Source organism: Flagellimonas sp. 2504JD1-5 (genome assembly GCF_053618295.1).
On sequence record NZ_JBSIOU010000001.1, the window covers coordinates 1,582,146 to 1,606,909 of the forward strand.

The following is a 24,764-nucleotide window of genomic DNA, read 5'->3' on the forward strand; positions in this document are numbered from 1 at the left end:
GAAAAAGCGGTTTTTTTATTCCATTGAAGTTATAGTATCTATTTTTGAATATGCACAACCCAATTGGCATTTTTGATTCGGGTGTTGGAGGAACCTCCATTTGGAAGGAAATTCACAAAATACTTCCATCAGAAGACAGTATCTATCTTGCCGACAGCAAAAATGCCCCTTACGGTACAAAACCCAAGGAGCAAATTCTTCAATTTAGTATAAAGAATACGGAGTTTCTGCTTGAAAAAAACTGCAAGATCATTGTAGTTGCTTGTAACACCGCTACCACAAATGCAATAGATTATCTAAGAGCACATTATGATGTGCCCTTTATTGGTATTGAACCGGCCATAAAACCCGCAGCTTTGCATACCAAGACAAAAAAAGTGGGCGTTTTGGCAACCAAAGGAACCCTTTCAAGTAGCTTGTTTCATAACACCTCCAATATGTTTGCAGATGGAATCGAGGTATTTGAACAAGAAGGTGCCGGTTTGGTCGAATTAATTGAAGCTGGCGAAATCGGTTCCGAAGTAACAAGAAATCTATTAGTTAAATATGTAAACCCCATGCTCCAAAAAGGAATGGATTGCCTTGTCTTGGGATGTACCCACTACCCATATCTAATACCCGTACTCAAAGAAATACTCCCAGCGGACATCAATATCATTGATTCGGGAGAGGCCGTTGCCCGGCAAACAAAAGCCGTTCTACATACAAATCGGATAGCAACCGTGGAAGACCGAACATCAAATCATGTCTTCTACACCAACACTGCCATTGAGGTGTTGCAAAACATGGTACAAGGTCCCAATGTTCAGGTGGATTATCGGAATTTTTAAAAACTACTTTTTGGTATATGTAAGATAGGTGAAATCAAACGTGTGCCTTGCATCCTTTGGATGGTATTCTTCCTTGATCAACTCCCAAACATCATCATCTATCTCAGGAAAAAAAGTGTCCGCTTCGAACGAATGATGGATTCTGGTCAACTCAATATCTGTGGCAAAAACCATTGATTGTTTATAAATCTCACCTCCACCGATGATAAAGGAACGTTCTGCATTCCCAACAAGTGCAATAGCTTCTTCTAAAGAATGCACAACTGTGCACGGAAACTTTGGGGAATACGTTTTATCCCGGGTCACTACAATATGTTCCCGATTCGGCAAGGCCTTCGGGAAACTCTCCAAGGTTTTACGGCCCATAATGATCTTATGGCCCGATGTCAATGCCTTAAAACGTTTAAAATCGTCCGGTAAGTGCCAAGGAAGGTCATTGTTTATGCCCAGCGCGTTGTTCTCGGCTGCTGCGGCAATAATGATCAATTGTTTCATTGATCTTTTTTTTTATTGACATTGGAAATGGGAAAATCCGTCTCAATATCTTTTTGGATTTCCGAAATACGCTTTTTTTGTTTTTGCACCAATTTTTCACGCTGCTTTCGCTCCCAATCCTTTCCCATAAATCTAAGGGTTACAAAGACATTGAAAGTATGAAGCATCAATAAAAAGGTCCAAAGAAGAATAACCCATATAGACCAATCGTACGCGTCACCATATTTCAGGATTTTATTGGCCAACACCAATAACACGCACCCAATTAAGAACATAACAAAATGAGAGAACAACTTTTTCTTCTGTTTCACCCTTTTTTGCGCATTTTCCAACAGCTCGTGTTGCTCAATATCAACAGTATTTTCAGACTTCTTTTTGGATAACATTGAATGGCTATCTTTATCAACAAATATAACTCAATTAGACTCAAAAAGATTGGTAATGCAGAATCTCCGAAAAAAATTTCCTGTACTAAAGCAATGTATTTATGCAAACACTCCTGCTACCGGATTAATGTATGAAGACCTGTTGGAATGGCGCCAAGAACACGATTTGGATTACCTCATTGGTGGCAGTATGACCAAACATAAAAATTTTGAGGATATCCACACGATAAGGGATACCGTTGGAGGGTTTTTTAACTGTAAATCGGAAAATATAGCTTTGGTGCCCAATTTTACAATTGGATTGAACATCCTATTGGAGGGACTGTCCAAAGAAAACCGAGTGCTTTTACTTGAAAATGACTACCCATCCCTGAACTGGCCTTTTGAAACCAGGAATTTTCATAGGGAATACATCCAGATAGATGAACAACTCGAAGATAAAATTTATTCGAAAGTCGAATCCGGAAAGGTGGATGTCTTGGCATTCAGCATCGTGCAGTGGATAAATGGGATTAAAATTGACCTGGATTTCATTAAAAGGCTTAAAAAAGATTTTCCGGACCTACTAATCATTGCTGATGGTACCCAATTTTGTGGAACCCAATCTTTCAATTTTACCGATTCGGGAATTGACGTGTTGGGAGCTAGCGGATACAAATGGCTTTTGTCGGGATACGGAAATGGTTTTGTTCTGGTTTCAGAAGCGGGCAAAGAACGAATAGTGCCCAAATTTATCGGGAATGGCTCTGTGGACAGAAATGTTGATTTGAGAAATTCTATATCATTTTGCAAACATCTGGAACCAGGTCACCTGGATTCATTCAACTTTGGAAGTCTACAATTTTCCTTAAACTTTCTTGAAAGCATTGGATTGGACCATATACAAGTACAACTTCAAAAATTGTCTTCAAGGGCCAAGGAAGGATTTAATTCATTGGGATTATTGGAGGATGCCGTAGTAAAAAGAAAAGGGCACAGCACCATTTTTAATATAAAGGAAGACCAAGGCCGCTACCGAAGATTAAAAGACAATGATGTGGTCTGTGTAAGACGAGGTAACGGAATCCGATTGGGTTTTCACTTCTACAACACGGAAAATGAGATTGATATGATTATGGATATCATCAAATCTTGATTGCCGATATAACTTTTTATAAAAAAACTACCATTCATTTTATCAAAGTAATGCTACTGTTAGGTGCATTTTATCAATTTGACAAATCGTACTTAACTTATTGTGCATAAGAGGTTTTATCTATTGCTTTGTCTTAGTTTTTAATCAGAAAATAAAATACCATGGCAATAAAAAAGCAATACCTAAAAAGCAAGCCTGTTTGCAAAGTTACATTCACAGTGCCTGCAGAAGAAGCAAAAAAAGTGGCTGTTGTTGGTGATTTCAACAACTGGAATCCAAAAGGAAGCACTTTGAGAAAATTAAAGAACGGAACGTTCAAAGGCATTTTTGACCTTCCAAAGGACAACACCTTTGAATTTAGATATTTGATAGACGATGCCTATGTAAATGATGCTGAGGCGGATCGTTATCAGTGGAACGATTACGCGGGAGCTGAGAACGCGGTTCTAGAGTTATAACAAACAAGATTGTCACATCGAGCGAAGTCGAGAAGTCTTAAAAGGTCTCGACTCCGCTCGACTTGACACGGGTAATAGGTCGTTAAGACTCAATGGTGACTCCCTTCCAAAAAGCCACTCTTCCTTTAATAGATCGGGCCAACTCACTGGTTTCAGGGTAGTACCAAGCTGCATCTGGATTTTCTTTCCCATCCACCTCTAAAGTGTAGTAAGAAGCAACTCCTTTCCAAGGGCAGGTGCTATGGGTTTCACTTGATTTAAAAAATTCTTTTTTGATGCTTTCCGCAGGAAAGTAATGGTTGTTTTCTATAACCACGGTTTCATCACTTTCTGCAATTACAGTGTTGTTCCAGATTGCCTTCATATCTTATTTTTTTAGTACATAGTTTTTGAACCATTGTTTATCGTCAGTAAAATGGGCGACGATGTTAAGATTGGCCTGTTCTGCCAACCATTCCACAATGGAATCATCATATTTTTGGGAAATCTCGGTATGAATGGTTTCCCATGCATTAAGACGTATTTCAAGGTCCAAACTTTCAATTCGAACCATCTGGGTCTCTTGGGATACTAAATAACTCTTGGCAGTTCCGGTCTCAGGATCATAGACTTCCCAGTGGGAAAACTTGTCCAGATCAAAATCCCCACCCATTTCAGTATTGATACGGGTCAGGATGTTTTTGTTGAAAGCCTCCGTAATACCGGTTGCGTCGTTATAGGCATCCAGAACAGTTTGCGGGTTCTTTTTTTGGTCCAATCCCATAAAGATTAAATCATCTTCATTTATGGAATCTCGCATATTTTTCAGGAATTCAATAGCCTGGGGGTGCAATAAATTACCCATGTTCGAGCCCAAAAAAAGGATGACCTTTCGCCTGCCATTGGCATTACCAATATCTCGTAAGGTCTCAAAATAGGTGCCTTGCAGGGTGTTTATTTCAACCTGAGGTATTTCTTCTTTGATTGATGCTTCGAGCTGATTGAGTGCATTCTGGCTGATATCTATCGGTCGATAATCAAATTGCATTTGTTGCTCTACAAAATGTTGAAGCAAAACTTTGGTTTTTTTTCCGTCACCGGCACCCAGCTCAAACAAACTAAAAGGTTCGCCATCCTTTTTGAAAAGCTCAGCGATTTTTTCCTTATTGGATTCAAGAATATCGAACTCGCAATTGGTAAGATAATATTCAGGCATGGCCATGATGTCTTGAAAAAGCTTGTCACCAATCTCATCGTAAAAATATTTGGAGGATAGATGCTTTGGGAATGCCGTTAGGCCTTCGTACACTTCTTGTTCAAAAGCGGCAATTAAAGTAGGAGCTTGTTTTTGTTGCATGAAATCTATGTCGAAATTATTTGGCCAACCTTAATCCGGTAAACTGCCAACGTAATTGTGGATGGAAAAAGTTTCTGTACGTATGTCTTGTATGTTTTTTAGGTGTTGCTACGGAACCGCCGCGTAGTACCTTCTGGTTCACCATGAATTTGCCATTATACTCCCCCAGAGCACCATCCGCTTTTTGATAGTTGGGATAGGGGAGGTAAGCACTTTCGGTCCATTCCCACCGTTTTCCCCAAGGAAAGTATGCCTGGGCGGCTTCCCATTCAAATTCGGTGGGGAGACGGTGACCTTTCCACTGCGCATAGGCAAAAGCCTCAAAATAACAAATGTGGGTTAGTGGTGTGTTAGGATCTGTTTTTTGTAATCCGTTGGAAGTGTAATGATACCATTCCCCATCTATTTTATGCCAATACAAGGGTGAAACAATCTGGTTTTGGTTGACCCAATCCCAACCTTCAGCATGCCAAAGACCAAAACGTTGGTAACCTCTATCCTCTATAAATTGGATGAATTCACCATTGGTGACCAATTTATTGGAAACCTCGTAGGCGTGGAGAAAAACCTTGTGTTCGCCCAATTCATTATCATAGCAAAAGCCTTCAGAATTATGCCCAATGTCATAGATGCCTTCTTCTATGGAAATCCATTCTTGCTCATAGGTTTCAACAGGATGGTCTATGAACTTTTCTGAATAAACAGGTAACAAAGGATTGTTTCCTAAAATATATTTGATATCCGTTATCAAAAGCTCTTGATGTTGTTTTTCATGATGAATACCAATTTCCAATAAGGAATTCAGTTCATCATCTTGAGCCGTTTCAAAAAGCATCTGAATTTTCTCCGTAACATGTTTTCGGTATGCATAAACCTGTTTCACCGAAGGTCTAGACAGATTTCCGCGATCGGATCGCACCACTCTTTTACCTACGGTTTCGTAGTAACTATTAAAGACAAATGAGAAATCTTCGTCAAATTGAACATAACCATCAAGGTGCCGTTTTAAGATAAATTCCTCAAAAAACCAAGTGGTATGACCTAGATGCCATTTGGGTGGACTCACATCAACAACAGGTTGTACCACGTAGTCCTCGATTTCCAAAGGTTCGCAGATGGATTCGGAATGTTTTCGGGTTTCTAGAAAGAAATCCAACAAGGAATCGGTAAGAATCATAGCAATGTTTTACTCCTTAAAGATAACGAATATGGTTTAGCCAACAGCGTAAACCGGAAGACTAAAACTGAAGGATGTGCCCTCATTCGGCTTGCTAAAGACCTTGATGCTGCTATCGTGAATCTCCACTATTTTTTTGACTATGGCCAGACCCAAACCAGCACCTTCTTTTTGTTCGCCTGCCTTGGTTTGTCGGTAACGCTCAAAAATCAAAGCTTGATTGTCCTTTTTTATTCCCGGCCCTGAATCTTTAATAATTACTTCGACATGATCATTTTCTGTTTCGATTTTCACGGTGACCTTTCCTCCTTCCGGAGTAAATTTAAGGGCATTGTCCATCAAGTTTTGAATGGCCCTTTCCACCAGGGAAATATCGGCAAATACCAACGGAGGATTTTTAGACATCGAAAGCTTGAGGTCAATATTTTTTTGCTCAGCCAACAACTTGTAATTTCCGTGAATATCATTGGCCAGTTCACTGATTAGAAAAGGTTCTTTCTGAGGCTGAATTTGATTGGCTTCAAGTTTGGAGTATTCGAACAATTGCGAAATTAATTTGGACAATCGTTCACTGCTTCGCGAAATTGTTTTTAAATATTCTCCTCTTTCCTCCGCACTTAACTCACTATCCTTCATATGCAAGGTTTCAATATATCCTTGGATGATAGAAAGAGGTGTACGAAGGTCATGCGAAATATTGGCAATAAGTTCCTGTCGCAATTGATCTACGGATTTTATTTTTTCAATATCTGATAAAATGGTATCTGCCATATGATTATAGGTGCTGGCCACATTCGCCAAATCTGTTTTTTCCGCATTTTCAATTCGATATTCCAAATCGCCTTGTTGAAAGCGCTTCGCAGCATATATGATCTTCCGCAGACTTCGTGTTAAATACCAAATTGCAAGAACACCTAATAAAGTGGCAAAAATTAATGTCAATATGGAGCCACCCAGTCCTAAGCGCATAAAATAACTGTTAAAAAGGTCACTTCTTGTCGCTAAAAAGTCTTTTCCTGCTAAAATGATATATACATACCCTTTATGGCCATCTTTGTTAAAATGGGCTGCAGAAAAGATGGTTTGCTTGGTCAAATCCTTTGGATCATCACCAAGGGTGTAATTGCTTCCATTTTCATTGATGAATGTCTTAATGGGTGCTAGATCTACCTTTTTTTGCTTGGTTTCTGGAGCATCGTGGTCCAATACGACGGAGTATTGTACATACCCTTCTTCGTCTAAAAGATAAACCTCAATGGCGCGGTTTACGGCCATCATATCATGCATAATATCTCCAAAAAGAGCTTTGTTCACGGTTCCCTCCGAATCGAAAGGATCGGCATTTTTAAACTTTTCATCAATGAGATCTTGTGCAAGGTTTGCATGCAAACGTTGGGTCGTCTCTTGAAAATATTTGTTGGAAAGGTATATCGAGGTGACGGTGTACCCGATTCCCGCCAGCAATAAAATGGCTAAAAAGGAAAGAGAAAGTTTTAAGATGAATCTTCCAGAAAGAATGCTGTTTTTCATGGGTCAGTTTTTGGTCAGGCGCCTATTAGCTCTTCGTTAAATTTGTAGCCCACACCCCAGGTGGTCAAAATAAACATTGGGTTGCTCATATCGGGTTCAATTTTGGAGCGAAGTCGATTAATATGAGAATTTACGGTATGCTCGTAACCCTTAAAATCATATCCCCAAATCATGTTTAAAAGTTTGGTTCTATCATAACTTTTTCCTGGGTTGGAAGAAAGGAGCACCAATAATTCAAACTCTTTCGGAGAAAGTTCAATTTTTCTTCCATCGAGCAACACTTTTCGCATATCCACATCAATGGAAAGGATATCAAACTCCATCAATTTTGGATTCTCTTCGGAAGAAAGCTCAGTAGTGTCCATCTTTTGCCTTCGGAATATGGCTTTTACCCGGGCTATAAATTCACGTACACTAAAAGGTTTGGTAAGGTAGTCATCTGCACCTACCTCTAATCCGAGTACTTTATCAATTTCCTCAGAGCGGGCTGTCAACATCATAATTGGGGTTTTGATGTCACGTGCACGCAGTTTTTGACAGATTTCAATACCATCCATCTCAGGAAGCATTACATCCAATATAACAAGGTCTGGATTTTCATCAACCGCTTTTTGCAGCCCAAGATCACCTCGATTGGCAGTGATAACGTAACAACCTAAATCCTTTAGATGTATTTCCAGAAGTCGAATGATCTCAATGTCATCCTCAACAATCAACACTTTTTTCATGATATAGCGAAGTAAAAAGTAAAATATCACGGAAAGTTCACCATTCCGTATAAAATTTTGATGGTATACCTGTTTAAAAGTCTGTTTTTGGGGTCAATCTTTACAATTTCGCAAATTTTTATTTATAAACAACTGAAAATCAGACAGTAATGAATTTTGATTTTTACGTGATATTTCTGCAACAACTTCCCTTTTCATTTGTAGTGCAATTTAAAACAACACGAAAATGAGCAACTTAAAATCTATTATGACCCTATTGGGCATTGGATTGATTCTGGTTTCATGTGACCCAGAATCGGACGATGCGCCATTGGCATTGAATGCAGGAACTTTATCTGGAGGACCATTTACCTTTACTGTTGATGGAACCCCCGATATGGTAAGTGGAATTACACTAGATGACTCCGATGTTGTAGGACTCATCAGAGGCTATGTAATTACTGATGATTCTGGAAAAATTTTGGGACTCCCTCCAACATTGGCAGATGTTGAAGGAGTAAATTTCGATGGAGCCGGAGCTGGGATATGCTTTATTTGGCATATTGTCTACGAAACTGGCCTTTCCGGACTGGAAATGGGAGAAAATACCGATGATTTATCCGGTGAATATGAACTTTCCAATTCCATTATGGTTACCAGAAATGGACTCAATGCTGGAACGCTTTCAGGAGGACCTTTTACGTTCACTGTTGATGGAACTCCGGACATGGTAAGCGGAATTACTTTGGATGCTACCGACCTTAACGGCACCAATCAAACCTATGTGATTACGGATGATCAAAATAATATCTTGGGCCTTCCACCGACGCTTGAGGCTGTTGAAGGCGTAAATTTTGATGATGCTGGAGCTGGTGTATGCTTAATTTGGCATTTAACCTATGAGGATGGATTGACAGGATTGGAAGCTGGTAAGAATGTTTCCGATTTTGGTGGTCAATATGCACTTTCCAACTCCATAACGGTAACCCGAAACGCACTTAATGCGGGTACAATTTCAGGAGGGCCTTACACCTTCACAGTGGATGGTGTTGCCGATATGGTCAGCGGAATTGCCTTGGACGATACAAACCTCACAGGCTCCAAACAAAGATGGGTCATCACTGATGATAAGAACAATATTTTAGGATTACCTCCTACCATTGAAGCCGTAGAAGGTGTGAATTTTGACGAAGCTGGAACAGGTGTTTGTTTGATATGGCACATTACCTATGAAGAAGGACTAACTGGTTTGGAAGCTGGGAACAATGTCTCTGATTTGGAGGGCGACTACGCACTTTCCAATTCTATTACCGTTACTAGAAATGCAGTGGGAGCTGGTGAAATCTCTGGCGGACCTTTCACTTTCACGGTAGATGGCACTCCCGATATGGTTAGTGGAATCACTTTGGATGACACCAACGTTACTGGACCAAATCAAGGCTGGGTCATTACAGATGACAAAAACAACATTTTAGGCCTGCCCCCAACACTAGAAGCTGTTGAAGGAGTAAACTTTGACGGAGCAGGAGCAGGAGTATGCTTAATATGGCATATCACCTATGGTGAAGGCTTGACTGGACTGGATGCAGGCAACAACGTGGCCGACCTTGAAGGGCCTTACGCCTTGTCAAATTCTATAAAAGTGACCAGAAATGCTTTGGATGCAGGATCAATCAATGGCGGGCCATTTACTTTCACGGTGGACGGTACTCCTGATATGGTCAGTGGAATCACCTTAGATGATACCAATTTGAACGGTTCTAAGCAAGGCTGGGTGATTACAGATGATAAAAACAACATTTTAGGCTTACCACCAACACTTGATGCTGTACAAGGTGTAGATTTTGATGGTGCGGGCGCTGGCGTTTGTTTGATCTGGCATATTACCTATGAAGAGGGACTCACAGGATTGGAAGCGGGTAACAATGTATCCAACTTAAATGGTTACTACGATTTGTCCAACTCCATCACGGTAACCCGAAATGCATTGAATGCAGGTTATCTTTCAGGAGGACCTTACTACTTCGTAGTAGATGGAACACCGGATATGGTGAGTGCCGTATCCTTGGACGATACCGACCTGAATGGCTCAAACCAGACTTGGGTCATCACGGATGACAAGAACAACATTTTAGGCTTGCCTCCAACTCTGGATGCAGTAAAAGGTGTTGATTTTGATGCGGCCGGACCTGGAACATGCTTTATTTGGCATCTTACCTATGAAGATGGCTTGGCCGGACTTACAGCTGGCAACAATGTGGCGGATTTAAGCGGATACTACGCCCTGTCCAACTCCGTAAAAGTGGTTCGAAGCCCCTTGAATGCCGGATACATTAGCGGTGGCCCTTTTGTTTTTAAAGTAGATGGTACACCAGACATGGTTTACGACATTTATTTAGATGATAGTGAACTAAACGGTAGTAAGCAAGGTTGGGTAATCACAGATGAGTATAACAATATTTTAGGATTGCCTCCAACGCTGGAAGCCGTTGAAGGAGTAGACTTTGATGCTGCCGGAGTAGGGGTATGCTTTATTTGGCATATTACTTATGAAGAAGGCTTGAATGGACTGGAAGCTGGCAATAATGTTTCTGATCTGGATGGATTCTATGATCTTTCCAATTCCATACAGGTTACAAGAGAATTACCACACTAATCACATCCAACTATGAAAAAGAAACCGAGTAGGTAGTTTGTTTAATTGTTTGTAAAAGGCACCCAAGTTGATCGCTTGGGTGTTTTTGATGAACTGTCATTCCGCACTTGATGGGGAATCCACTATTTCATCTTTGGATTCCTGCCTTCGCAGGAATGACAAATAGTGTTAAAAAACGCATTGTGGGTGAGGCGAACCTGGTTCTTATGTCAGGTCGAGCTGTCATCCTGAGCTTGTCGAAGGAGCTGTCGAGACCTAAATTACTTCTGGACCACGCTCGAAGTGACACTTAAGTATCCAAGATTAACGCTTAAAAAGAATAGGGTTTAAATGCGAATCAATGACCGAACCGATTTCCACTCCGGGACACCAAGTTTCCCAATCATTGACCTGGCCATCGTTTTCGGGTTTTTTTAAGGTGATGTCCTTGTCCATATAAATGCAGGTCATCACTTTTCGGGTTTGGTTGGTGGTGTTGGCACCTGCCCGGTGGAAAATCCAACCCGAATGAAAACTGATTTCTCCAATATCAAAAGGTTCGGACACTTTAGTGCAATCGGTCAACCGTAACTTTTCACCGATCAAGGTTTCGCTTTCATCGCTGATGGATAAATCCCTTCCTGTTAATATATTTTGACTGCCCGCCGCAAATTCCAGCGGACCCATTTCTGATGGAACTGCCTGTAAGGGAATCCAAGCGGTAATAACATTATCAGTGGAGAGCGGCCAATAATATTGATCCGCATGCCAGGGTGTAATGCCACCACCACCCTCTTTAAAGAGTGCTTGGTCATGGTACATGCGAACGCCATCCACTTCCATAAGGTCGGCGGCCAATTGGGCCAACCGTTTACTGAATATGATTTCCTTGATCTGTTCATCTTGGGTCCAGAGGTTGAAAATCTGCAAAAAAGCTTTACCGTAGGTATCCCGTTCTTCAAGGGCAGTAGTTTGGGTGTTCAGTTCGTCCACTTTGGCGGATATTACCGCGTTGATATGTGCGACAACATCCGATGACAGTACCTCCTTGATCTTGATAAAGGCATTTTGCCTGTAAAAATCGATTTGTGCCTGGGTTAGGACGAAGGGTTCTTGAAGAATATCGAGATTCATAGGCTGGGTTGTGCCTAAGCAAGTTAATCAAAAGTCCTTTAAATCTGGATTTTCGTTTAGAACTTGAGCAGAATCCGGCTATGACTGTATGAAGGACCGAACATCGCTTCCCTTGGATTTTAAAGCTTTGGTATTTTTCTTTAGCAGTTGTCGGGCTGCTTTGTTGATTTGCTTTTTGCTAAGAGTTTTCCATTTTTCCTTTGAAGTTTCAAATTCAGACTTGAAAAGTTTTTTGGATAAATCCCGAATCACACAATAATTGGCTATTTGATGACCATTTTCACTGTCTTTGTTCGCATTTTCAGAAAAAAATGCAATCAAATGGAAAAGGGTATTTTGCGCCAAACTTAATTCAGTAAGCTTTGCCCGGTACTCCAAATCGGCGGATTTAAGATTGGGCCATAACTTTTTATCAGCAAAATGGCGAGCTTCATGTGCCAAATAACTGATCTTAAAATTTTCGCTTTCCAAATCATAGGCTTTTTTTACGCAGTAAATGCCCTCTTCCTCGGTCCAACCTCCGGGATGGTGGGCACCCAAGGTGGCATACTCCATCCAACCCAAAGTGGCAAAATCTTGCATAAAATAGACTGTTGTCTCCTGAGTTTCTCCCCGGCCTAAATCCACTTGATAGACTTTCTGGGTCTGCTTTTTCCATACCATCAAATCAATAAGTCGGCCTTGATAGGTGACTTCATCGGTAGTAAAAAGGCCTTTTTCACGGATATAGTCCCTTAGAAAATAGCCCAAACTATCGCGAGTTACTTTTTTACCACGGACGGGCGGATAGTTTTTCATAAGGAAAGGGACCACATTCCCGCCCAATTCCCGTTCAAAATTCCCGGTAGGATCTAAGAGCGATTTTCGCCAATAACTTTTGAAGTACGAAATCAAGGTTTCAATTTCCGATTCTGGCGCATTGGTTCCCAAATCGTGTTCGCCTTTGAAACGGGCTTCAAAATCCGATTTAAATTTTTGGTCCTTGGCGTTCAATCCATGCTCTTCCAACAAAGAAAAGATTGGGCCAACATCAGCATCCATGCCGTAGGCGTAGATTTGACTATAAGGCAAGGAGTTCTTTTCTTGTTGTGCAACCACTCCTGTAAACAAGAGTGTCAGAAGAGCACAAAGGGTTCTATTTTTTTTTGACATATCGAGATTTGATTGATGGAACAAAAATCGATCTCAATCAGCATAAGAAATTGTACCAGATTAACTATTTAGAATTTTCCGGAAACGGTTGGGCGAAATTCCATAGGCCATTTTAAAAGATCGGATAAAATGGGCATCATCAAAAAAACCATTGGCAAATGAGATGTCAGAAATTGACTGATCAGAGGTGGATAACAAATACACTGCATTATGCAACTTTGACTTGAGTTGGTATTCGCCAATGGTCATTCCTTTTTCGGTCTTGAAGGCTCGGGCCATGTACACCGGATGCACATGAATACGCTCTGCAAGCGATGACAGGGAATGGAATTGGGCAAGCTCGTGCCTTAAAATGCGCTCTACTTTATTGACCCAAGATTTGGCATTGTTTTTAACGTGATAGGGACTTATGGTATGCAGCCAATCCAAGATCAATTCTGTACTGAAGTCTGCATTGTAATCGATTTTAAAGTTTAGCAGCAGTTTGTACAGCGAAGGAAAAGCCGTTTTATTGAAATGTATATGGGTGCTGGGCAATTCCACTTCCCAACCCAACCGTTCTTGCCAGTTTTTTTTAAACTCGATATTGAAACAAGTGGCGGAATCTTCCAAAAAGGTGTTTTGATGGCACCAAGAAGTAGGGCGGAACAGCACATCTGAAGCCTGTACCAATTTGGTGGAACCATCGATGTTTTCCAAATAACTGCCCGAAGTGAGCACGCTGATATAGCTATTATCGTGGTAATGGTCTTCCAGAATACTATCTGGGCTGTAGGCCGTTATGCTAAGCTTGAACAGCTCATTTTCCCGGGCATCCAGATATTCGCCAAAATAAGTGCCTTCCTTTAGGTTGAGCATACAGTACGTGCGTTTCGGTTTGCTTAAAGGTAGGAAAGATTAAGGATTGTGCAGAAATGGTCGGCTAGAAATCAAAAAGTTCACAAATTATCTTCCAAAGTCATAATCTGTTATGACTCTTATCATCTAGAAGGGATTTATCTTTGGATTCTGAAGGGCGAAAGGTTGAAAGGTGAATGGAAAATATGTTGGACAAAAAGCAACTCGAAAATTTAGAAGAGCTTATTAAAGATAGGTATGGTACTCCAGACAAAATGGCCAATGTTCTGGATTTAGGGGTAGAAATGTTGTTTTATGTTGAGGAAGGTGCCTTTTCCCAAAGGGAAATACAGCATGTGGTCACAGCGATTAGGGATATTGTTGTGGTTTTGAGGGGTTAAAATGGTTTATACAGTATTAGTGGTTTCTTCCTGATCCCTATTGAGATCTGTTCCGCTACTTTTAGAAAGAAATTCCGCCATGTTTTGATCATAACTTTCTTTTAGCTTTTTTTGCTCTTGGATGATAATTAATGACTTCTCTAAAATTACCAATACTAGAATGGCCAAGAAATTTAAGTATATGAAGCTACCTTGGCTTGAGTTCAGAAGGTTGATTTGAAATTTACTGGCTACTAAGGCAAAACTAAAGGTGATATTTCCTTCGGTGAAATTGTAACCAAGAAATAAATATCCTCCAGATGTCATTAGATAGGTGAATCCGCCAAATGATATTCCAAGAATTTGTATGCACTGAAAAATCTGGGAATGTCGAACATCATTTTCCTGATGTTTGAAAAGTTTGACTCCTGCAAAAATTGAATAAATATAAAATGCGATGGCAAATAATAAAATCAGTAAAACAAAAGTATTTGTTTCTGTTCCTTGCAACATCAGCCAGAAAATTAGTCCTAGTCCGGTAACACCTCCCACGATTTCAAAAATCCCTATTCCCTTTAAAATATTTCTTTTAGATTTTATTTTTTTTTCAAACTCTTCTCGCATTTTGAATTTTTCAGTTGGTATACCATACAAATATCTAAGTATAGGGTTGAATTGTGGACGGTATTATTTCATTTTAAACCGCCACAACCCCTTTAATATGTGGGTGAGGGTCATAGTTCAAGAGTTCAAAATCATCAAAAGTAAAATCAAAAATGTTCTGCACACTGGGGTTTAACCGCATGGTGGGCAAAGGGCGTGGGTCACGGCCTAGTTGCAGCTCCACTTGTTCCATATGGTTGTTATAAATATGGGCATCACCAAAGGTGTGTATAAAATCTCCGGGTTGGTAGCCGCATACCTGGGCCATCATCATGGTAAATAATGCGTAGGAGGCAATGTTAAAGGGTACGCCTAAAAATATGTCGGCACTACGTTGGTACAACTGGCAAGAGAGTTTGCCATCGGCCACATAAAATTGGAAAAAGGCATGGCAGGGGGGTAGGGCCGCCTTTCCGTTGGCCACATTCTCACCAAAAGACACGGAGGTATCAGGCAGCACGCTAGGGTTCCAGGCAGAAACCAACATTCTTCGGCTATTGGGGTTGTTTTTTAGCGTCTCGATCACTTCTTTGATCTGGTCGATTTCCTCACTGTTCCAATTGCGCCATTGGTGTCCGTATACCGGGCCCAAATCTCCGTTTTCGTCAGCCCATTCGTTCCAGATACGTACGCCATTTTCCTGTAGGTAGCCCACATTGGTATCACCCTTTAAAAACCAGAGTAACTCATGCACAATGGATTTTAAGTGCAATTTTTTGGTGGTCACCATGGGAAATCCTTCGGATAGGTCGAACCGCATTTGGTAGCCAAAAACACTTTTTGTTCCTGTTCCGGTACGGTCGCCTTTTTGGTTTCCGTGTTCCAATACGTGTTTTAGTAAGTCGTGGTATTGTTTCATGTTGTAAAGTTAAAGGGTAAAGGGGGAAAGGTAAAAGGTGAAGGGTTGCAATTTATTAGATTTTATTAACGATGGTTTGGGGGGGAAAGGGGTAAAGGGGTAAAGGGGTAAAGGGGTAAAGGGGGAAAGAGGGGAAGGTAAAAGTAAAAGTAAAAGTAAAAGGGTCTAGGGTTAAGGGTTTTGTTTGTTGTATTTGATTAGAGCAACTATTCGTTTTTGGAGAAGCTGTACTTTTTTGATGATTGGAGACATGTGTTCTGAAGGTATGAATCCCAGATCTTCGCAAAGAATAAGGTGATTTTCCAGTTCGTAAGCAGAACCAAGACTTATCTGAAGAAACCGTACAAAATCCTTGTTGGAATATTTACTACAACCTTCAGCTATATTAGCAGCGATGGAAACGGAACATCTATTAATTTGAGATATCAATCCGTATTTTTCAGTATTGGGGAGTACTTTGGTTATCAAGTAGATTTCTTTGACCAATGTTCTGGCGTCTTGCCAAACTTTTAACTCTCGAAAATTTCTCATTGCAATAATGATTTATTATTTCGAGGTTGAATTTATTTTTTGACGATAGGTTAACCTTTTATCCTCGACCCTTTTACCTTCACCCTAACTTATCCTAAGATCATCCCAGCAATAGTGGCCGAAAGAAGCGAAGCCAATGATCCCCCCAAAACGGCTTTCATGCCAAATTCGGAGAGGGTTTTGCGCTGACCTGGGGCCAAGGAGCCAATACCACCAATCTGGATGCCGATGGAAGCAAAGTTGGCAAATCCGCAGAGCATATAGGTGGCCATGATAACCGATTTACTATAAGTAAAATGCAGGCTACTGCCCATATTTTTGAGTTCTGCAAGTTGAATGTAGCCGATAAATTCACTGGCAGCTAATTTTATACCCAACAACTGCCCCATGAGCATTATATCATCTCCATTTACGCCAATCAACCACATGAGAGGAGCGAAGACGGTTCCCAATATAGCTTCCAAGGAAAAGCTATCGTAGGGTGAGTTGGCAGCAATCCAAGTATTGAATGTGGTAAGGTCACCTACCCAGCCTAAAATGCCATTGATCATGGCAATAAACGCCACAAATACCAAAAGCATAGCTCCCACGTTCATGGCCAATTTAAGCCCTTCCGTTGTTCCATTGGCAATGGCATCCAGAATGTTGGCGCCAATTTTTTCATTGGAAACCTTTACATCGGTATTGATATTTTCCGTTTGCGGATATAAGATCTTGGAAACCACAATTGCCCCCGGAGCTGCCATAACGGAAGCAGCTAAAAGATGTTTTGCAAAGACCAAGCGCAAGGCAGGGTCATCTCCGCCTAAAAATCCGATATAGGCAGCCAAAACCGCTCCGGCCACGGTTGCCATTCCCCCGATCATCACCAAAAGGATCTCCGATCGGTTCATTTTTTCCAAATAGGCCTTGATAAGTAACGGCGCTTCGGTCTGACCTAAAAAGATATTCCCAGCTATGGAAAGGCTCTCCGCTCCTGAAATTCCAAGGGATTTAGTTAACAGCCAAGCCATGGCCTTGACTACTTTTTGGATGACACCCATATAAAATAGAACCGATGTCAAGGCCGAAAAGAAAATGATTGTGGGCAATACCTGAAAAGCAAAAATAAATCCGAAGGTATCCATGTCAACAACCAAACCTTCAAACAAAAATTTACTTCCAGCTCTTGTGAAATCGAGAATGCTTACAAATACCTGTCCTATTTTTTCAAAAATCAATTTCACCAGGGGCACTTTAAGTACACCAATAGCTATTAAAAGTTGTAATGAGAGCCCGATTCCGACCGTTTTCCAATTGATGGCTCTACGATTTGCACTGAACAGATATGAAATCAATATTAAAACCGCCATACCCAAGGCACCACGCCAAAGGCTATTGACGGAAAATCCTTGATTTGGAATGAGTTCAGGTGTTTGCTCTTGGCTAATATCATCCAGAATGGTGGTATCATGTACCAGGGCCAGTGAATCTGTTGGAACCGCATTCTGACCAAAAGTGACTGCACAGGTTAAGAATAAAAGTATGAGTAAACTTCTGGTTTTGTTCAGCATGTAGTTGGTTTATTTGCGCTTGGAGATCTCGTCCCGCAGTTTGGCAGCTTTTTCGTAGTCTTCGTTGGCCACTGCTTTATCCAATTCTTTATGGAGTTCTTCCAAGGTCATTTCTCGATATCCTTGTGATGAAGCTCCGGACTCAATTTCCACGGTTTCACCTTCTTGAAGAATTTCATCTACTACAATGCTATCATCCTCTTCATTTTCCTCATCTTCTTTGTTGGAAAACTTCAAGAAGATACCGGCTTTGTCCAAAATGGTCTTGTAGGTGAAAATTGGAGCATTGAATCTGAGTGCCAAAGCAATAGCATCACTAGTTCGGGCATCGATAATTTCTTCTACCTTGTCACGCTCGCAGATGATGCTCGAATAGAAAACTCCATCAACCAATTTATGGATGATGACCTGCTTTACCACAATTTGGAACCGATCAGAAAAATTCTTGAATAGGTCATGGGTGAGTGGTCTGGGTGGTTTTATCTCTTTTTCAAGTGCAATTGCTATGGATTGGGCCTCAAAGGCACCAATGACTATGGGAAGTTTTCTATCTCCTTCAACTTCATTCAAAATAAGGGCATAGGCACCATTTTGTGTCTGGCTATAGGATATCCCCTTAATTTTTAACCGTACTAAGCTCATATTATCTTCCTAAAATGCAAAAAAGCTGTTCAAATAAGCGGCGATACCTGTTATCTGAACAGCCCCTTGCAAAAGGCAAATTAACAAAAATTAAGCGTTTTGGGCTTTAAATTCCTTTAATTTTTCGATGAGTTTTGGTACCACTTCAAAGGCGTCCCCAACAATCCCGTAATCCGCAGCCTTAAAGAAAGGAGCTTCGGGGTCGTTGTTGATCACTACTTTGGTTTTGGAAGAACTAACTCCGGCCAAATGTTGTATTGCTCCTGAAATACCAATGGCAATGTAAAGGTTACTGGCAACAGGTTTTCCAGTTTGGCCAACGTGTTCACCATGCGGACGCCATCCTAAATCGGATACCGGTTTGGAACAGGCGGTTGCAGCTCCTAAAACTTCGGCCAATTCTTCGACCATGCCCCAATTTTCAGGACCTTTTAGGCCACGACCTCCAGAAACCACGATATCTGCATCGGCAATAGTAGCTTTTCCGACCACTTTATCCACTTCAATAGATTTTACCGCAAAATCTGCATCAGAAAGCGATGGATTAAAATCTTCGACGGTGGCTGAGCCTCCATTTTCATGAATTCCGTAGGCATTGTTTGATACCCCAACAATTTTGATGTCAGAGCTTATTTCGGTGTGGGCAAAGCCTTTGTTACTAAAAGCGGTTCTTTTGACCACAAATGGTGATGTGCTCTCTGGGGCGGCAACTACATTTGGAACGTAGCCTGCACTCAACTTAGCAGACAGAATCGGTGCTAAAAACTTGTTGTCGGCACTTGAGCTAACCACAATAATTTTTGCGCCTTCGGCTTGGGCAGCCTGGGCCAAAACATTGGCATAAGCCTTCGCATTAAAAGTGTCCAATTGATTATCAGAGACCTTAAGTACTTTGGATACTCCATAATCTCCCAACGAAGCATCATCTTCAGCGTTTATGGAGACCGCAGTTACGCTTCCGCCAACTTCCTGGGCCACTTTATGTGCATAGGAAGCCACTTCCAAAGCGTTCTTTTTAAATTTTCCTTTATCTGATTCGGTATAAACTAATACTGACATAACTTTTTAGAATTTCAATGTTCAAAATCCAAATTCCAAAATGGTGTTTGGTGCTTGGAATTTGTGATTTGATTATTTAAATGACTTTCGCTTCGTTGTGTAATAGGTCGACCAATTCTCCCACATTTTCTGCATCAACCAATTTTACCTGTCCTTTTGGTGCTGGTTTTTCAAATTTTTGATCTTGGGTGAGTTTTGATGCCTCAACAGGTTCAACCACATTAAGGGCCTTTTTTCTGGCCATCATGATACCCCTCATATTAGGGATGCGGAGGTCACTTTCTTCCACTAATCCTTTTTGACCACCAACTACCAAAGGTAATGTAGTGCTAATCGTTTCTTTTCCGCCGTCAATTTCACGCATTGCGGTTGCATTGGTTCCGTCAACTTCCAATCCAATACAAGTGTTTACAAAATTCATATCAAGAAGCGTTGCCAAGATACCAGGAACCATTCCGCCATTGTAGTCTATGGATTCCCTACCACCGATAATTAGGTCGTAACCACCATTTTTTACTACTTCTGCCAGTTGCGTGGCTACAAAAAAGCCATCAGTGGGTTCTGCGTTTACTCGGACAGCTTCGTCTGCGCCTATGGCCAAAGCTTTACGGATAGTAGGTTCGGTTTGAGCTCCACCAACAGTAACCACATGAACGGTGGCTCCCTGTTTTTCCTTGAACCACATGGCCCGGGTAAGTCCGAACTCATCGTTGGGATTAATCACAAATTGAACACCATTTGTGTCAAACTTGGTGTCACCTTCCGTAAAATTGATTTTGGAAGTGGTATCCGGTACGTTGCTGATGCAAACTAAAATCTTCATAGTCATTTTGAATTTAACGCCGCTAAGATAGCCATAAAAATTCTATATTTATTATGCATGCATAATAAATATTCATTCTTTTTTTAAATTGCACTCCGGGGTTATTCTTGTAGATTTTGCTATTTTTGCATGCATTTTTTTACGCACACAAACTAAACTTTTTAGGACTACTAAATGAAAACACTACAATTCAGAGAAGCTATCAAAGAGGCGATGTCCGAAGAGATGCGCAGGGATGATACAATATATTTAATGGGTGAAGAGGTTGCTGAGTACAATGGTGCTTATAAAGCTTCAAAAGGGATGTTGGATGAATTTGGCCCTGAAAGAGTGGTGGATACACCTATTTCTGAATTAGGGTTTGCTGGTATCGGTGTAGGTTCGGCCATGATTGGTAACCGACCTATTATTGAATTCATGACCTTTAACTTTTCCTTGGTGGGAATAGACCAAATAATCAATAATGCGGCGAAGATTAGGCAGATGTCTGGCGGACAGTTTGCCTGCCCAATTGTTTTTAGGGGTCCTACCGCTTCCGCTGGTCAATTGGCAGCTACCCATTCTCAGGCTTTTGAAAGTTGGTATGCCAATTGCCCTGGTTTAAAGGTGGTGGTGCCTTCCAATCCTGCGGATGCCAAAGGATTGTTGAAATCTGCAATTCGAGATGATGACCCCGTTATTTTTATGGAGTCTGAGCAGATGTATGGTGATAAAGGTGAGGTGCCCGAAGGTGAATACACGATTCCAATAGGAGTAGCCGAAATTAAAAGAGAAGGTTCAGATGTTACTATAGTTTCCTTCGGAAAGATTATTAAAGAGGCCTATAAAGCAGCCGATGAATTGGAGAAAGAGGGAATTAGTTGTGAAATCATCGACTTACGAACTGTTCGCCCAATGGATCATGATGCCATTTTGAATTCCGTAAAGAAAACCAATCGCATGGTGATTTTGGAGGAAGCATGGCCTTTTGGTAATGTGGCAACCGAGATAATTTACCATGTACAGGATAAGGCTTTTGATTATTTGGATGCTCCAATCGTAAAGATTAATACAGCGGATACGCCGGCTCCATATTCTCCGGTACTTTTGGCAGAATGGTTACCAAATTCCAATGATGTGATCAAAGCTGTTAAGAAAGTGTTATATAAATAAACGGTTTATATTTGTAAGGTATATTAGCCTCGTCAACTAAAGTTGGTGAGGCTTTTTTTAAGGAACAGTTTTTGATAAGAAATTACTTTTAAATCGAACAGACCATTGCACTTTTAAAATTCCTGCATGGAATTTATGAAGTGGCACATATCAAAACATGAAGAAATTCCTTTTAGTTTTTTCCCTGACGTTATTCAGTTTTTTAACTTTTTCCCAGACAAAGGTGGGTGGTATTATTGTGGACGATTCTGGTTCACCCATCGCTTTTGCAAATATTGTTTTTAAAGACTCATCCGAAGGTACCATCACCAATGATAATGGACGATTTTATATTGAATCGGAGGAAACCTATAGCACAATCCTGGTTTCTTTTATTGGCTATGAAACCAAAGAAATTCAGCTTGAAAAGAAGGTGAATTTCAATATGGAGATTGTGTTGGCCGAATCCACAGAACAACTTAAGGAGGTCATTGTATATACAGGAAAGCAATCCAAAAAGAATAATCCGGCCATTGATATTTTAAAGAAAATCTGGGCCAAAAAAAGGGAAAACGGAGTTCGAAAATTCAAACAATATCAATATGACAAGTACGAAAAGGTAGAGTTCGACCTGAACACGATTGACAGCGCCCTTATAAAAAGTAAGATGTTCAAGGGTCTGGAATTTATGTTCGAAGATTTGGATACTTCCCGAATAACAGGCAAGACTTATTTGCCAATGTTCTTGAACGAAAGCTTTTCCAAAGTCTATGGTGATAATATTCTGAATGAAGAAAAAGAAGATGTTTTAGGGAATAAAAATTCTGGTTTTAGTGGAAATCAGGCCATCACCGCCTTTGTAGAAGACTTGTATTCCGACTATGACATTTATGAAAACTATTTGAAGTTTTTTGACAAGAGCTTTACCAGTCCATTATCAAAAACTGGAGTTGACACCTATAATTATGTGCTTTCCGACAGTACATTTATTGATGATAAATGGTGTTATAATATTATATATTACCCCCGACGGAAAAATGAATTGACCTTCAAAGGAGATTTTTGGGTGAACGATTCTACCTATGCCATCAAAAAAATAAATCTACAGGTAACCAAAAGTGCGAACATCAATTGGGTTAAGGAAATTTATATAGAGCAGGATTTTGATGTGGTTAATGATTCTGTTTTTCTATTGAAACGGGATTATATGTTGAGCGATTTTAGTTTTTCCAAAAAAGAAAAATCACGAGGTGTCTATGGCAAACGAACAACGGTTTTTGATAACTACTTGTTCGATACCAATCGTCCTGAGGAATTCTATAAAGCGGAAACCGACCCCTATGATCCAAGAGTGTTTGCGAGAGACAGCACCTTTTGGAAAAATGCCCGTTTAGAAAAATTGAACGAAGATGAATCCGGTATCTTCAAACTATTGGATACGCTGAAAACGGTTCCTAAGTTCAGAACCTATTATGACATTGTAAGCATTTTGGGCTCCGGCTATATTGAAATCGACAAATGGAACATTGACATTGGGAATATTTATAGCGTTCTTGGTTTTAACGATGCTGAAGGAACAAGAGTCAGACTTGGAGCAAGAACCTATTTTGGACAAAATGATACCTGGCGACTTGAAGGTTATATGGCTTATGGGTTTACCGATAAAAAAGCCAAGCACGGTCTTTCAGGAAAGTTTTTGTTGGACAGAAAGAGCAGGCTTATTCTATCGGGTGGTCATCGAAGAGATGTGGAGCAATTAGGGCTGAGTTTAACCAGTACCAATGATGTGTTGGGTAGGAGTATAGCATCTTCTTCCTTAGTGACGGTTGGCGCCAATGATCGATTGACCAACATCAATCTATCAACCTTTAATTTGGAAATTGAACCCGTTAAAAACTTTAGGGTTAGATTGGGAAGCTCACTTCGGACATTGGGTTCGGCGCTCCCCGAAGCCTTTAGTCTAGATTATATAGATCCAGAATCACCAACCGGGATATCTTCCGAGGTAAAACAATTCGATATTAATACCACTTTGATCTATACTCCGGGCAAAAGAACCATAGGTTATGGTGTGGAACGTGCCAATATCAATGACGACCACAGTACTATTCTTTTAAATTATAGCAAAGGGATTAGCGGATTTCTGGAAAGTGATTTTGATTATGAACGACTACAATTTTCATATCGCCAACCCTGGCAAATTGGAGGTTTTGGACGACTTACGAGCAGTATTGAGCTCGGAAAAACCTTCGGAGAAGTGCCATTGAGTCTATTGAGTGTGGTGCCAGGTAATCAAACCCTTTTTTCCTTGTACAATGTTTTTCCCAATCTGGATTTTTACGAGTTCGTGACGGATACCTATGCTACGGTACATTTGGAACATAACTTTAATGGTAGATTGTTTTCACGAATACCAATTTTAAGAAACTGGAACCTAAGAGAAATTGTTGGGCTTAGAGGAGCATGGGGACAGCTTTCAGATGAAAATATTGCACTGAGTGCACCAACCAATATTCCTTTAATAGCACCGGAAGACCAGATTTATTGGGAATATTCCTTTGGAATAGGGAACATCTTTAAGATTTTTAGAATAGACTTCAACTTCAGAGGAAATTACCTCGACAATCCTGATGCTAGACCCTTCGGTGTTACAGGTACCTTCGGATTTAATTTTTAATTAACAGAAACGTCCATATTTGTTGACCTTATTCCCTGTAGGAGCACTATTTTTGCAAAAAAATTTAAAACCTTAAAATGTCAAAGAAAGAAGTAACCTTCGATGTGCTGATAGAAATTCCAAAAGGCAGTAGAAATAAATATGAATATGATTTTACCCTGAATAAAATTCGTTTCGATAGAACTTTGTTCTCTTCCATGATGTATCCTGGTGACTACGGTTTTGTTCCAGAAACCCTTGCTTTGGATAAAGATCCCCTAGATGTACTTGTATTAGGTACCGAGCCTACCTACCCAATGGTTGTAATGGAGGTGAAACCAATCGGCGTATTTCATATGACCGATGAAAAAGGGCCCGATGAAAAAATTATATGTGTTCCAGTACATGATCCGGTTTGGAACAACAAAGCGGATATTACCGATATAAATCCACATAGAAAAAAAGAAATTGAGCACTTTTTTGCCGTCTATAAAGATTTGGAAGAAAAGAAGGTAGATACCGGCGGATGGGGAGATGTTCATGAAGCTATAGAAATCTATCATCAATGTGTGAAACGCTATGAGGAAAGCGAGCACAAAAAGAAAAGAACTTTTACCATTTGAGGTAAAATCAATTAAAGATTTATGCGCTTTTG

25 protein-coding genes are annotated in these 24,764 nt (G+C 40.5%); 8 read left to right on the forward strand and 17 right to left on the reverse strand.

Annotated elements, in window-relative coordinates; translation table 11 throughout:
- Positions 1–50: 50 nt before the first annotated feature.
- Positions 51–830: a glutamate racemase gene (gene murI / locus ACULLG_RS07015; RefSeq protein WP_452126056.1), complete on the forward strand. Its 780-nt coding sequence runs from the start codon at positions 51–53 to the stop codon at positions 828–830.
- Positions 831–833: 3 nt separating this feature from the next.
- Here the strand turns inward: murI and ACULLG_RS07020 are convergent, their stop codons facing one another.
- Positions 834–1,325 carry a dihydrofolate reductase gene (locus ACULLG_RS07020; protein ID WP_452126057.1) on the reverse strand — a complete coding sequence of 164 codons (492 nt, stop codon included), beginning with the start codon at positions 1,323–1,325 and terminating at the stop codon, positions 834–836.
- Positions 1,322–1,711, reverse strand: a complete 390-nt coding sequence (locus ACULLG_RS07025; protein ID WP_452126058.1) for a 2TM domain-containing protein — start codon at positions 1,709–1,711, stop codon at positions 1,322–1,324. Before ACULLG_RS07025 ends, ACULLG_RS07020 begins: the two co-directional genes overlap by 4 nt.
- 55 nt (positions 1,712–1,766) lie before the next feature.
- On the opposite strand from ACULLG_RS07025, the gene ACULLG_RS07030 reads away from it, so the two are divergent.
- Positions 1,767–2,846 (forward strand): aminotransferase class V-fold PLP-dependent enzyme, encoded by a 1,080-nt coding sequence (locus ACULLG_RS07030; protein WP_452126059.1) that lies wholly within the window; start codon positions 1,767–1,769, stop codon positions 2,844–2,846.
- A 161-nt stretch (positions 2,847–3,007) separates the two neighbouring features.
- Positions 3,008–3,304, forward strand: a complete 297-nt coding sequence (locus ACULLG_RS07035; RefSeq protein ID WP_452126060.1) for an isoamylase early set domain-containing protein — start codon at positions 3,008–3,010, stop codon at positions 3,302–3,304.
- Positions 3,305–3,386: 82 nt separating this feature from the next.
- Here ACULLG_RS07035 and ACULLG_RS07040 read toward each other — a convergent pair whose 3' ends face one another.
- From ACULLG_RS07040 to ACULLG_RS07060, 5 genes are read right to left on the reverse strand one after another with little or no spacing between them, the layout of a single operon-like run.
- Entirely contained in the window at positions 3,387–3,668 is a 282-nt protein-coding gene (locus ACULLG_RS07040; RefSeq protein WP_452126061.1) for a DUF427 domain-containing protein, read from the reverse strand.
- A 3-nt stretch (positions 3,669–3,671) separates the two neighbouring features.
- The gene (gene egtD / locus ACULLG_RS07045) at positions 3,672–4,640 is read right to left on the reverse strand and encodes an L-histidine N(alpha)-methyltransferase (protein WP_452126062.1); all 969 of its coding nucleotides are present in this window, start codon (positions 4,638–4,640) and stop codon (positions 3,672–3,674) included.
- A gap of 16 nt (positions 4,641–4,656) precedes the next feature.
- Entirely contained in the window at positions 4,657–5,817 is a 1,161-nt protein-coding gene (gene egtB / locus ACULLG_RS07050) for an ergothioneine biosynthesis protein EgtB (protein WP_452126063.1), read from the reverse strand.
- 36 nt (positions 5,818–5,853) lie between these two features.
- Entirely contained in the window at positions 5,854–7,347 is a 1,494-nt protein-coding gene (locus ACULLG_RS07055) for an ATP-binding protein (protein WP_452126064.1), read from the reverse strand.
- A gap of 14 nt (positions 7,348–7,361) precedes the next feature.
- On the reverse strand, positions 7,362–8,075 hold the full coding sequence (locus tag ACULLG_RS07060; protein WP_452126065.1) for a response regulator transcription factor: 714 nt from the start codon (positions 8,073–8,075) through the stop codon (positions 7,362–7,364).
- A 226-nt stretch (positions 8,076–8,301) separates the two neighbouring features.
- On the opposite strand from ACULLG_RS07060, the gene ACULLG_RS07065 reads away from it, so the two are divergent.
- Complete coding sequence (locus ACULLG_RS07065; RefSeq protein WP_452126066.1) at positions 8,302–10,710, forward strand: hypothetical protein; 2,409 nt, start codon at positions 8,302–8,304, stop codon at positions 10,708–10,710.
- 303 nt (positions 10,711–11,013) lie between these two features.
- Here the strand turns inward: ACULLG_RS07065 and ACULLG_RS07070 are convergent, their stop codons facing one another.
- The 3 genes from ACULLG_RS07070 to ACULLG_RS07080 all read right to left on the reverse strand — a co-directional run bounded on the left by ACULLG_RS07070 (position 11,014) and on the right by ACULLG_RS07080 (position 13,833).
- Entirely contained in the window at positions 11,014–11,823 is an 810-nt protein-coding gene (locus tag ACULLG_RS07070) for a phytanoyl-CoA dioxygenase family protein (protein ID WP_452126067.1), read from the reverse strand.
- A gap of 78 nt (positions 11,824–11,901) precedes the next feature.
- A complete protein-coding gene (locus ACULLG_RS07075) occupies positions 11,902–12,975 on the reverse strand; it encodes a hypothetical protein (protein ID WP_452126068.1) in 1,074 nt (357 codons plus the stop codon).
- 60 nt (positions 12,976–13,035) lie between these two features.
- A complete protein-coding gene (locus ACULLG_RS07080) occupies positions 13,036–13,833 on the reverse strand; it encodes a helix-turn-helix transcriptional regulator (RefSeq protein WP_452126069.1) in 798 nt (265 codons plus the stop codon).
- A gap of 185 nt (positions 13,834–14,018) precedes the next feature.
- Here ACULLG_RS07080 and ACULLG_RS07085 point away from each other — a divergent pair, with 185 nt between their 5' ends.
- Positions 14,019–14,213, forward strand: coding sequence for a hypothetical protein (locus tag ACULLG_RS07085; RefSeq protein WP_452126070.1), 195 nt, complete (start codon positions 14,019–14,021; stop codon positions 14,211–14,213).
- A gap of 6 nt (positions 14,214–14,219) precedes the next feature.
- Here ACULLG_RS07085 and ACULLG_RS07090 read toward each other — a convergent pair whose 3' ends face one another.
- The 7 genes from ACULLG_RS07090 to ACULLG_RS07120 all read right to left on the reverse strand — a co-directional run bounded on the left by ACULLG_RS07090 (position 14,220) and on the right by ACULLG_RS07120 (position 20,322).
- Positions 14,220–14,816: a hypothetical protein gene (locus tag ACULLG_RS07090; protein WP_452126071.1), complete on the reverse strand. Its 597-nt coding sequence runs from the start codon at positions 14,814–14,816 to the stop codon at positions 14,220–14,222.
- A 73-nt stretch (positions 14,817–14,889) separates the two neighbouring features.
- Positions 14,890–15,714: a thymidylate synthase gene (locus tag ACULLG_RS07095; protein WP_452126072.1), complete on the reverse strand. Its 825-nt coding sequence runs from the start codon at positions 15,712–15,714 to the stop codon at positions 14,890–14,892.
- 171 nt (positions 15,715–15,885) lie between these two features.
- Positions 15,886–16,245 carry a four helix bundle protein gene (locus tag ACULLG_RS07100; RefSeq protein WP_452126073.1) on the reverse strand — a complete coding sequence of 120 codons (360 nt, stop codon included), beginning with the start codon at positions 16,243–16,245 and terminating at the stop codon, positions 15,886–15,888.
- Positions 16,246–16,334: 89 nt separating this feature from the next.
- Positions 16,335–17,798, reverse strand: coding sequence for a NupC/NupG family nucleoside CNT transporter (locus tag ACULLG_RS07105; RefSeq protein WP_452126074.1), 1,464 nt, complete (start codon positions 17,796–17,798; stop codon positions 16,335–16,337).
- A gap of 9 nt (positions 17,799–17,807) precedes the next feature.
- Positions 17,808–18,440, reverse strand: coding sequence for a bifunctional nuclease domain-containing protein (locus ACULLG_RS07110; protein ID WP_452126075.1), 633 nt, complete (start codon positions 18,438–18,440; stop codon positions 17,808–17,810).
- Positions 18,441–18,530: 90 nt separating this feature from the next.
- Entirely contained in the window at positions 18,531–19,499 is a 969-nt protein-coding gene (locus ACULLG_RS07115; protein WP_452126076.1) for an electron transfer flavoprotein subunit alpha/FixB family protein, read from the reverse strand.
- 76 nt (positions 19,500–19,575) lie between these two features.
- Positions 19,576–20,322, reverse strand: coding sequence for an electron transfer flavoprotein subunit beta/FixA family protein (locus ACULLG_RS07120; protein ID WP_452126077.1), 747 nt, complete (start codon positions 20,320–20,322; stop codon positions 19,576–19,578).
- 174 nt (positions 20,323–20,496) lie between these two features.
- On the opposite strand from ACULLG_RS07120, the gene ACULLG_RS07125 reads away from it, so the two are divergent.
- From ACULLG_RS07125 to ACULLG_RS07135, 3 genes are all read left to right on the forward strand, one after another.
- Positions 20,497–21,474, forward strand: coding sequence for a pyruvate dehydrogenase complex E1 component subunit beta (locus tag ACULLG_RS07125; protein WP_452126078.1), 978 nt, complete (start codon positions 20,497–20,499; stop codon positions 21,472–21,474).
- Between the two features lie 157 nt (positions 21,475–21,631).
- Entirely contained in the window at positions 21,632–24,130 is a 2,499-nt protein-coding gene (locus tag ACULLG_RS07130) for a DUF5686 family protein (protein WP_452126079.1), read from the forward strand.
- A 77-nt stretch (positions 24,131–24,207) separates the two neighbouring features.
- Entirely contained in the window at positions 24,208–24,732 is a 525-nt protein-coding gene (locus ACULLG_RS07135; RefSeq protein WP_452126080.1) for an inorganic diphosphatase, read from the forward strand.
- Positions 24,733–24,764 lie beyond the last annotated feature (32 nt).

What these genes read in the sequence shown, in the direction of transcription:
- murI (WP_452126056.1), top strand. Translation starts at nt 51, where the DNA reads ATGCACAACCCAATTGGCATTTTTGATTCGGGTGTTGGAGGAACCTCC.
- ACULLG_RS07020 (WP_452126057.1), bottom strand. Translation starts at nt 1,325, where the DNA reads ATGAAACAATTGATCATTATTGCCGCAGCAGCCGAGAACAACGCGCTG.
- ACULLG_RS07025 (WP_452126058.1), bottom strand. Translation starts at nt 1,711, where the DNA reads ATGTTATCCAAAAAGAAGTCTGAAAATACTGTTGATATTGAGCAACAC.
- ACULLG_RS07030 (WP_452126059.1), top strand. Translation starts at nt 1,767, where the DNA reads ATGCAGAATCTCCGAAAAAAATTTCCTGTACTAAAGCAATGTATTTAT.
- ACULLG_RS07035 (WP_452126060.1), top strand. Translation starts at nt 3,008, where the DNA reads ATGGCAATAAAAAAGCAATACCTAAAAAGCAAGCCTGTTTGCAAAGTT.
- ACULLG_RS07040 (WP_452126061.1), bottom strand. Translation starts at nt 3,668, where the DNA reads ATGAAGGCAATCTGGAACAACACTGTAATTGCAGAAAGTGATGAAACC.
- egtD (WP_452126062.1), bottom strand. Translation starts at nt 4,640, where the DNA reads ATGCAACAAAAACAAGCTCCTACTTTAATTGCCGCTTTTGAACAAGAA.
- egtB (WP_452126063.1), bottom strand. Translation starts at nt 5,817, where the DNA reads ATGATTCTTACCGATTCCTTGTTGGATTTCTTTCTAGAAACCCGAAAA.
- ACULLG_RS07055 (WP_452126064.1), bottom strand. Translation starts at nt 7,347, where the DNA reads ATGAAAAACAGCATTCTTTCTGGAAGATTCATCTTAAAACTTTCTCTT.
- ACULLG_RS07060 (WP_452126065.1), bottom strand. Translation starts at nt 8,075, where the DNA reads ATGAAAAAAGTGTTGATTGTTGAGGATGACATTGAGATCATTCGACTT.
- ACULLG_RS07065 (WP_452126066.1), top strand. Translation starts at nt 8,302, where the DNA reads ATGAGCAACTTAAAATCTATTATGACCCTATTGGGCATTGGATTGATT.
- ACULLG_RS07070 (WP_452126067.1), bottom strand. Translation starts at nt 11,823, where the DNA reads ATGAATCTCGATATTCTTCAAGAACCCTTCGTCCTAACCCAGGCACAA.
- ACULLG_RS07075 (WP_452126068.1), bottom strand. Translation starts at nt 12,975, where the DNA reads ATGTCAAAAAAAAATAGAACCCTTTGTGCTCTTCTGACACTCTTGTTT.
- ACULLG_RS07080 (WP_452126069.1), bottom strand. Translation starts at nt 13,833, where the DNA reads ATGCTCAACCTAAAGGAAGGCACTTATTTTGGCGAATATCTGGATGCC.
- ACULLG_RS07085 (WP_452126070.1), top strand. Translation starts at nt 14,019, where the DNA reads ATGTTGGACAAAAAGCAACTCGAAAATTTAGAAGAGCTTATTAAAGAT.
- ACULLG_RS07090 (WP_452126071.1), bottom strand. Translation starts at nt 14,816, where the DNA reads ATGCGAGAAGAGTTTGAAAAAAAAATAAAATCTAAAAGAAATATTTTA.
- ACULLG_RS07095 (WP_452126072.1), bottom strand. Translation starts at nt 15,714, where the DNA reads ATGAAACAATACCACGACTTACTAAAACACGTATTGGAACACGGAAAC.
- ACULLG_RS07100 (WP_452126073.1), bottom strand. Translation starts at nt 16,245, where the DNA reads ATGAGAAATTTTCGAGAGTTAAAAGTTTGGCAAGACGCCAGAACATTG.
- ACULLG_RS07105 (WP_452126074.1), bottom strand. Translation starts at nt 17,798, where the DNA reads ATGCTGAACAAAACCAGAAGTTTACTCATACTTTTATTCTTAACCTGT.
- ACULLG_RS07110 (WP_452126075.1), bottom strand. Translation starts at nt 18,440, where the DNA reads ATGAGCTTAGTACGGTTAAAAATTAAGGGGATATCCTATAGCCAGACA.
- ACULLG_RS07115 (WP_452126076.1), bottom strand. Translation starts at nt 19,499, where the DNA reads ATGTCAGTATTAGTTTATACCGAATCAGATAAAGGAAAATTTAAAAAG.
- ACULLG_RS07120 (WP_452126077.1), bottom strand. Translation starts at nt 20,322, where the DNA reads ATGAAGATTTTAGTTTGCATCAGCAACGTACCGGATACCACTTCCAAA.
- ACULLG_RS07125 (WP_452126078.1), top strand. Translation starts at nt 20,497, where the DNA reads ATGAAAACACTACAATTCAGAGAAGCTATCAAAGAGGCGATGTCCGAA.
- ACULLG_RS07130 (WP_452126079.1), top strand. Translation starts at nt 21,632, where the DNA reads ATGAAGAAATTCCTTTTAGTTTTTTCCCTGACGTTATTCAGTTTTTTA.
- ACULLG_RS07135 (WP_452126080.1), top strand. Translation starts at nt 24,208, where the DNA reads ATGTCAAAGAAAGAAGTAACCTTCGATGTGCTGATAGAAATTCCAAAA.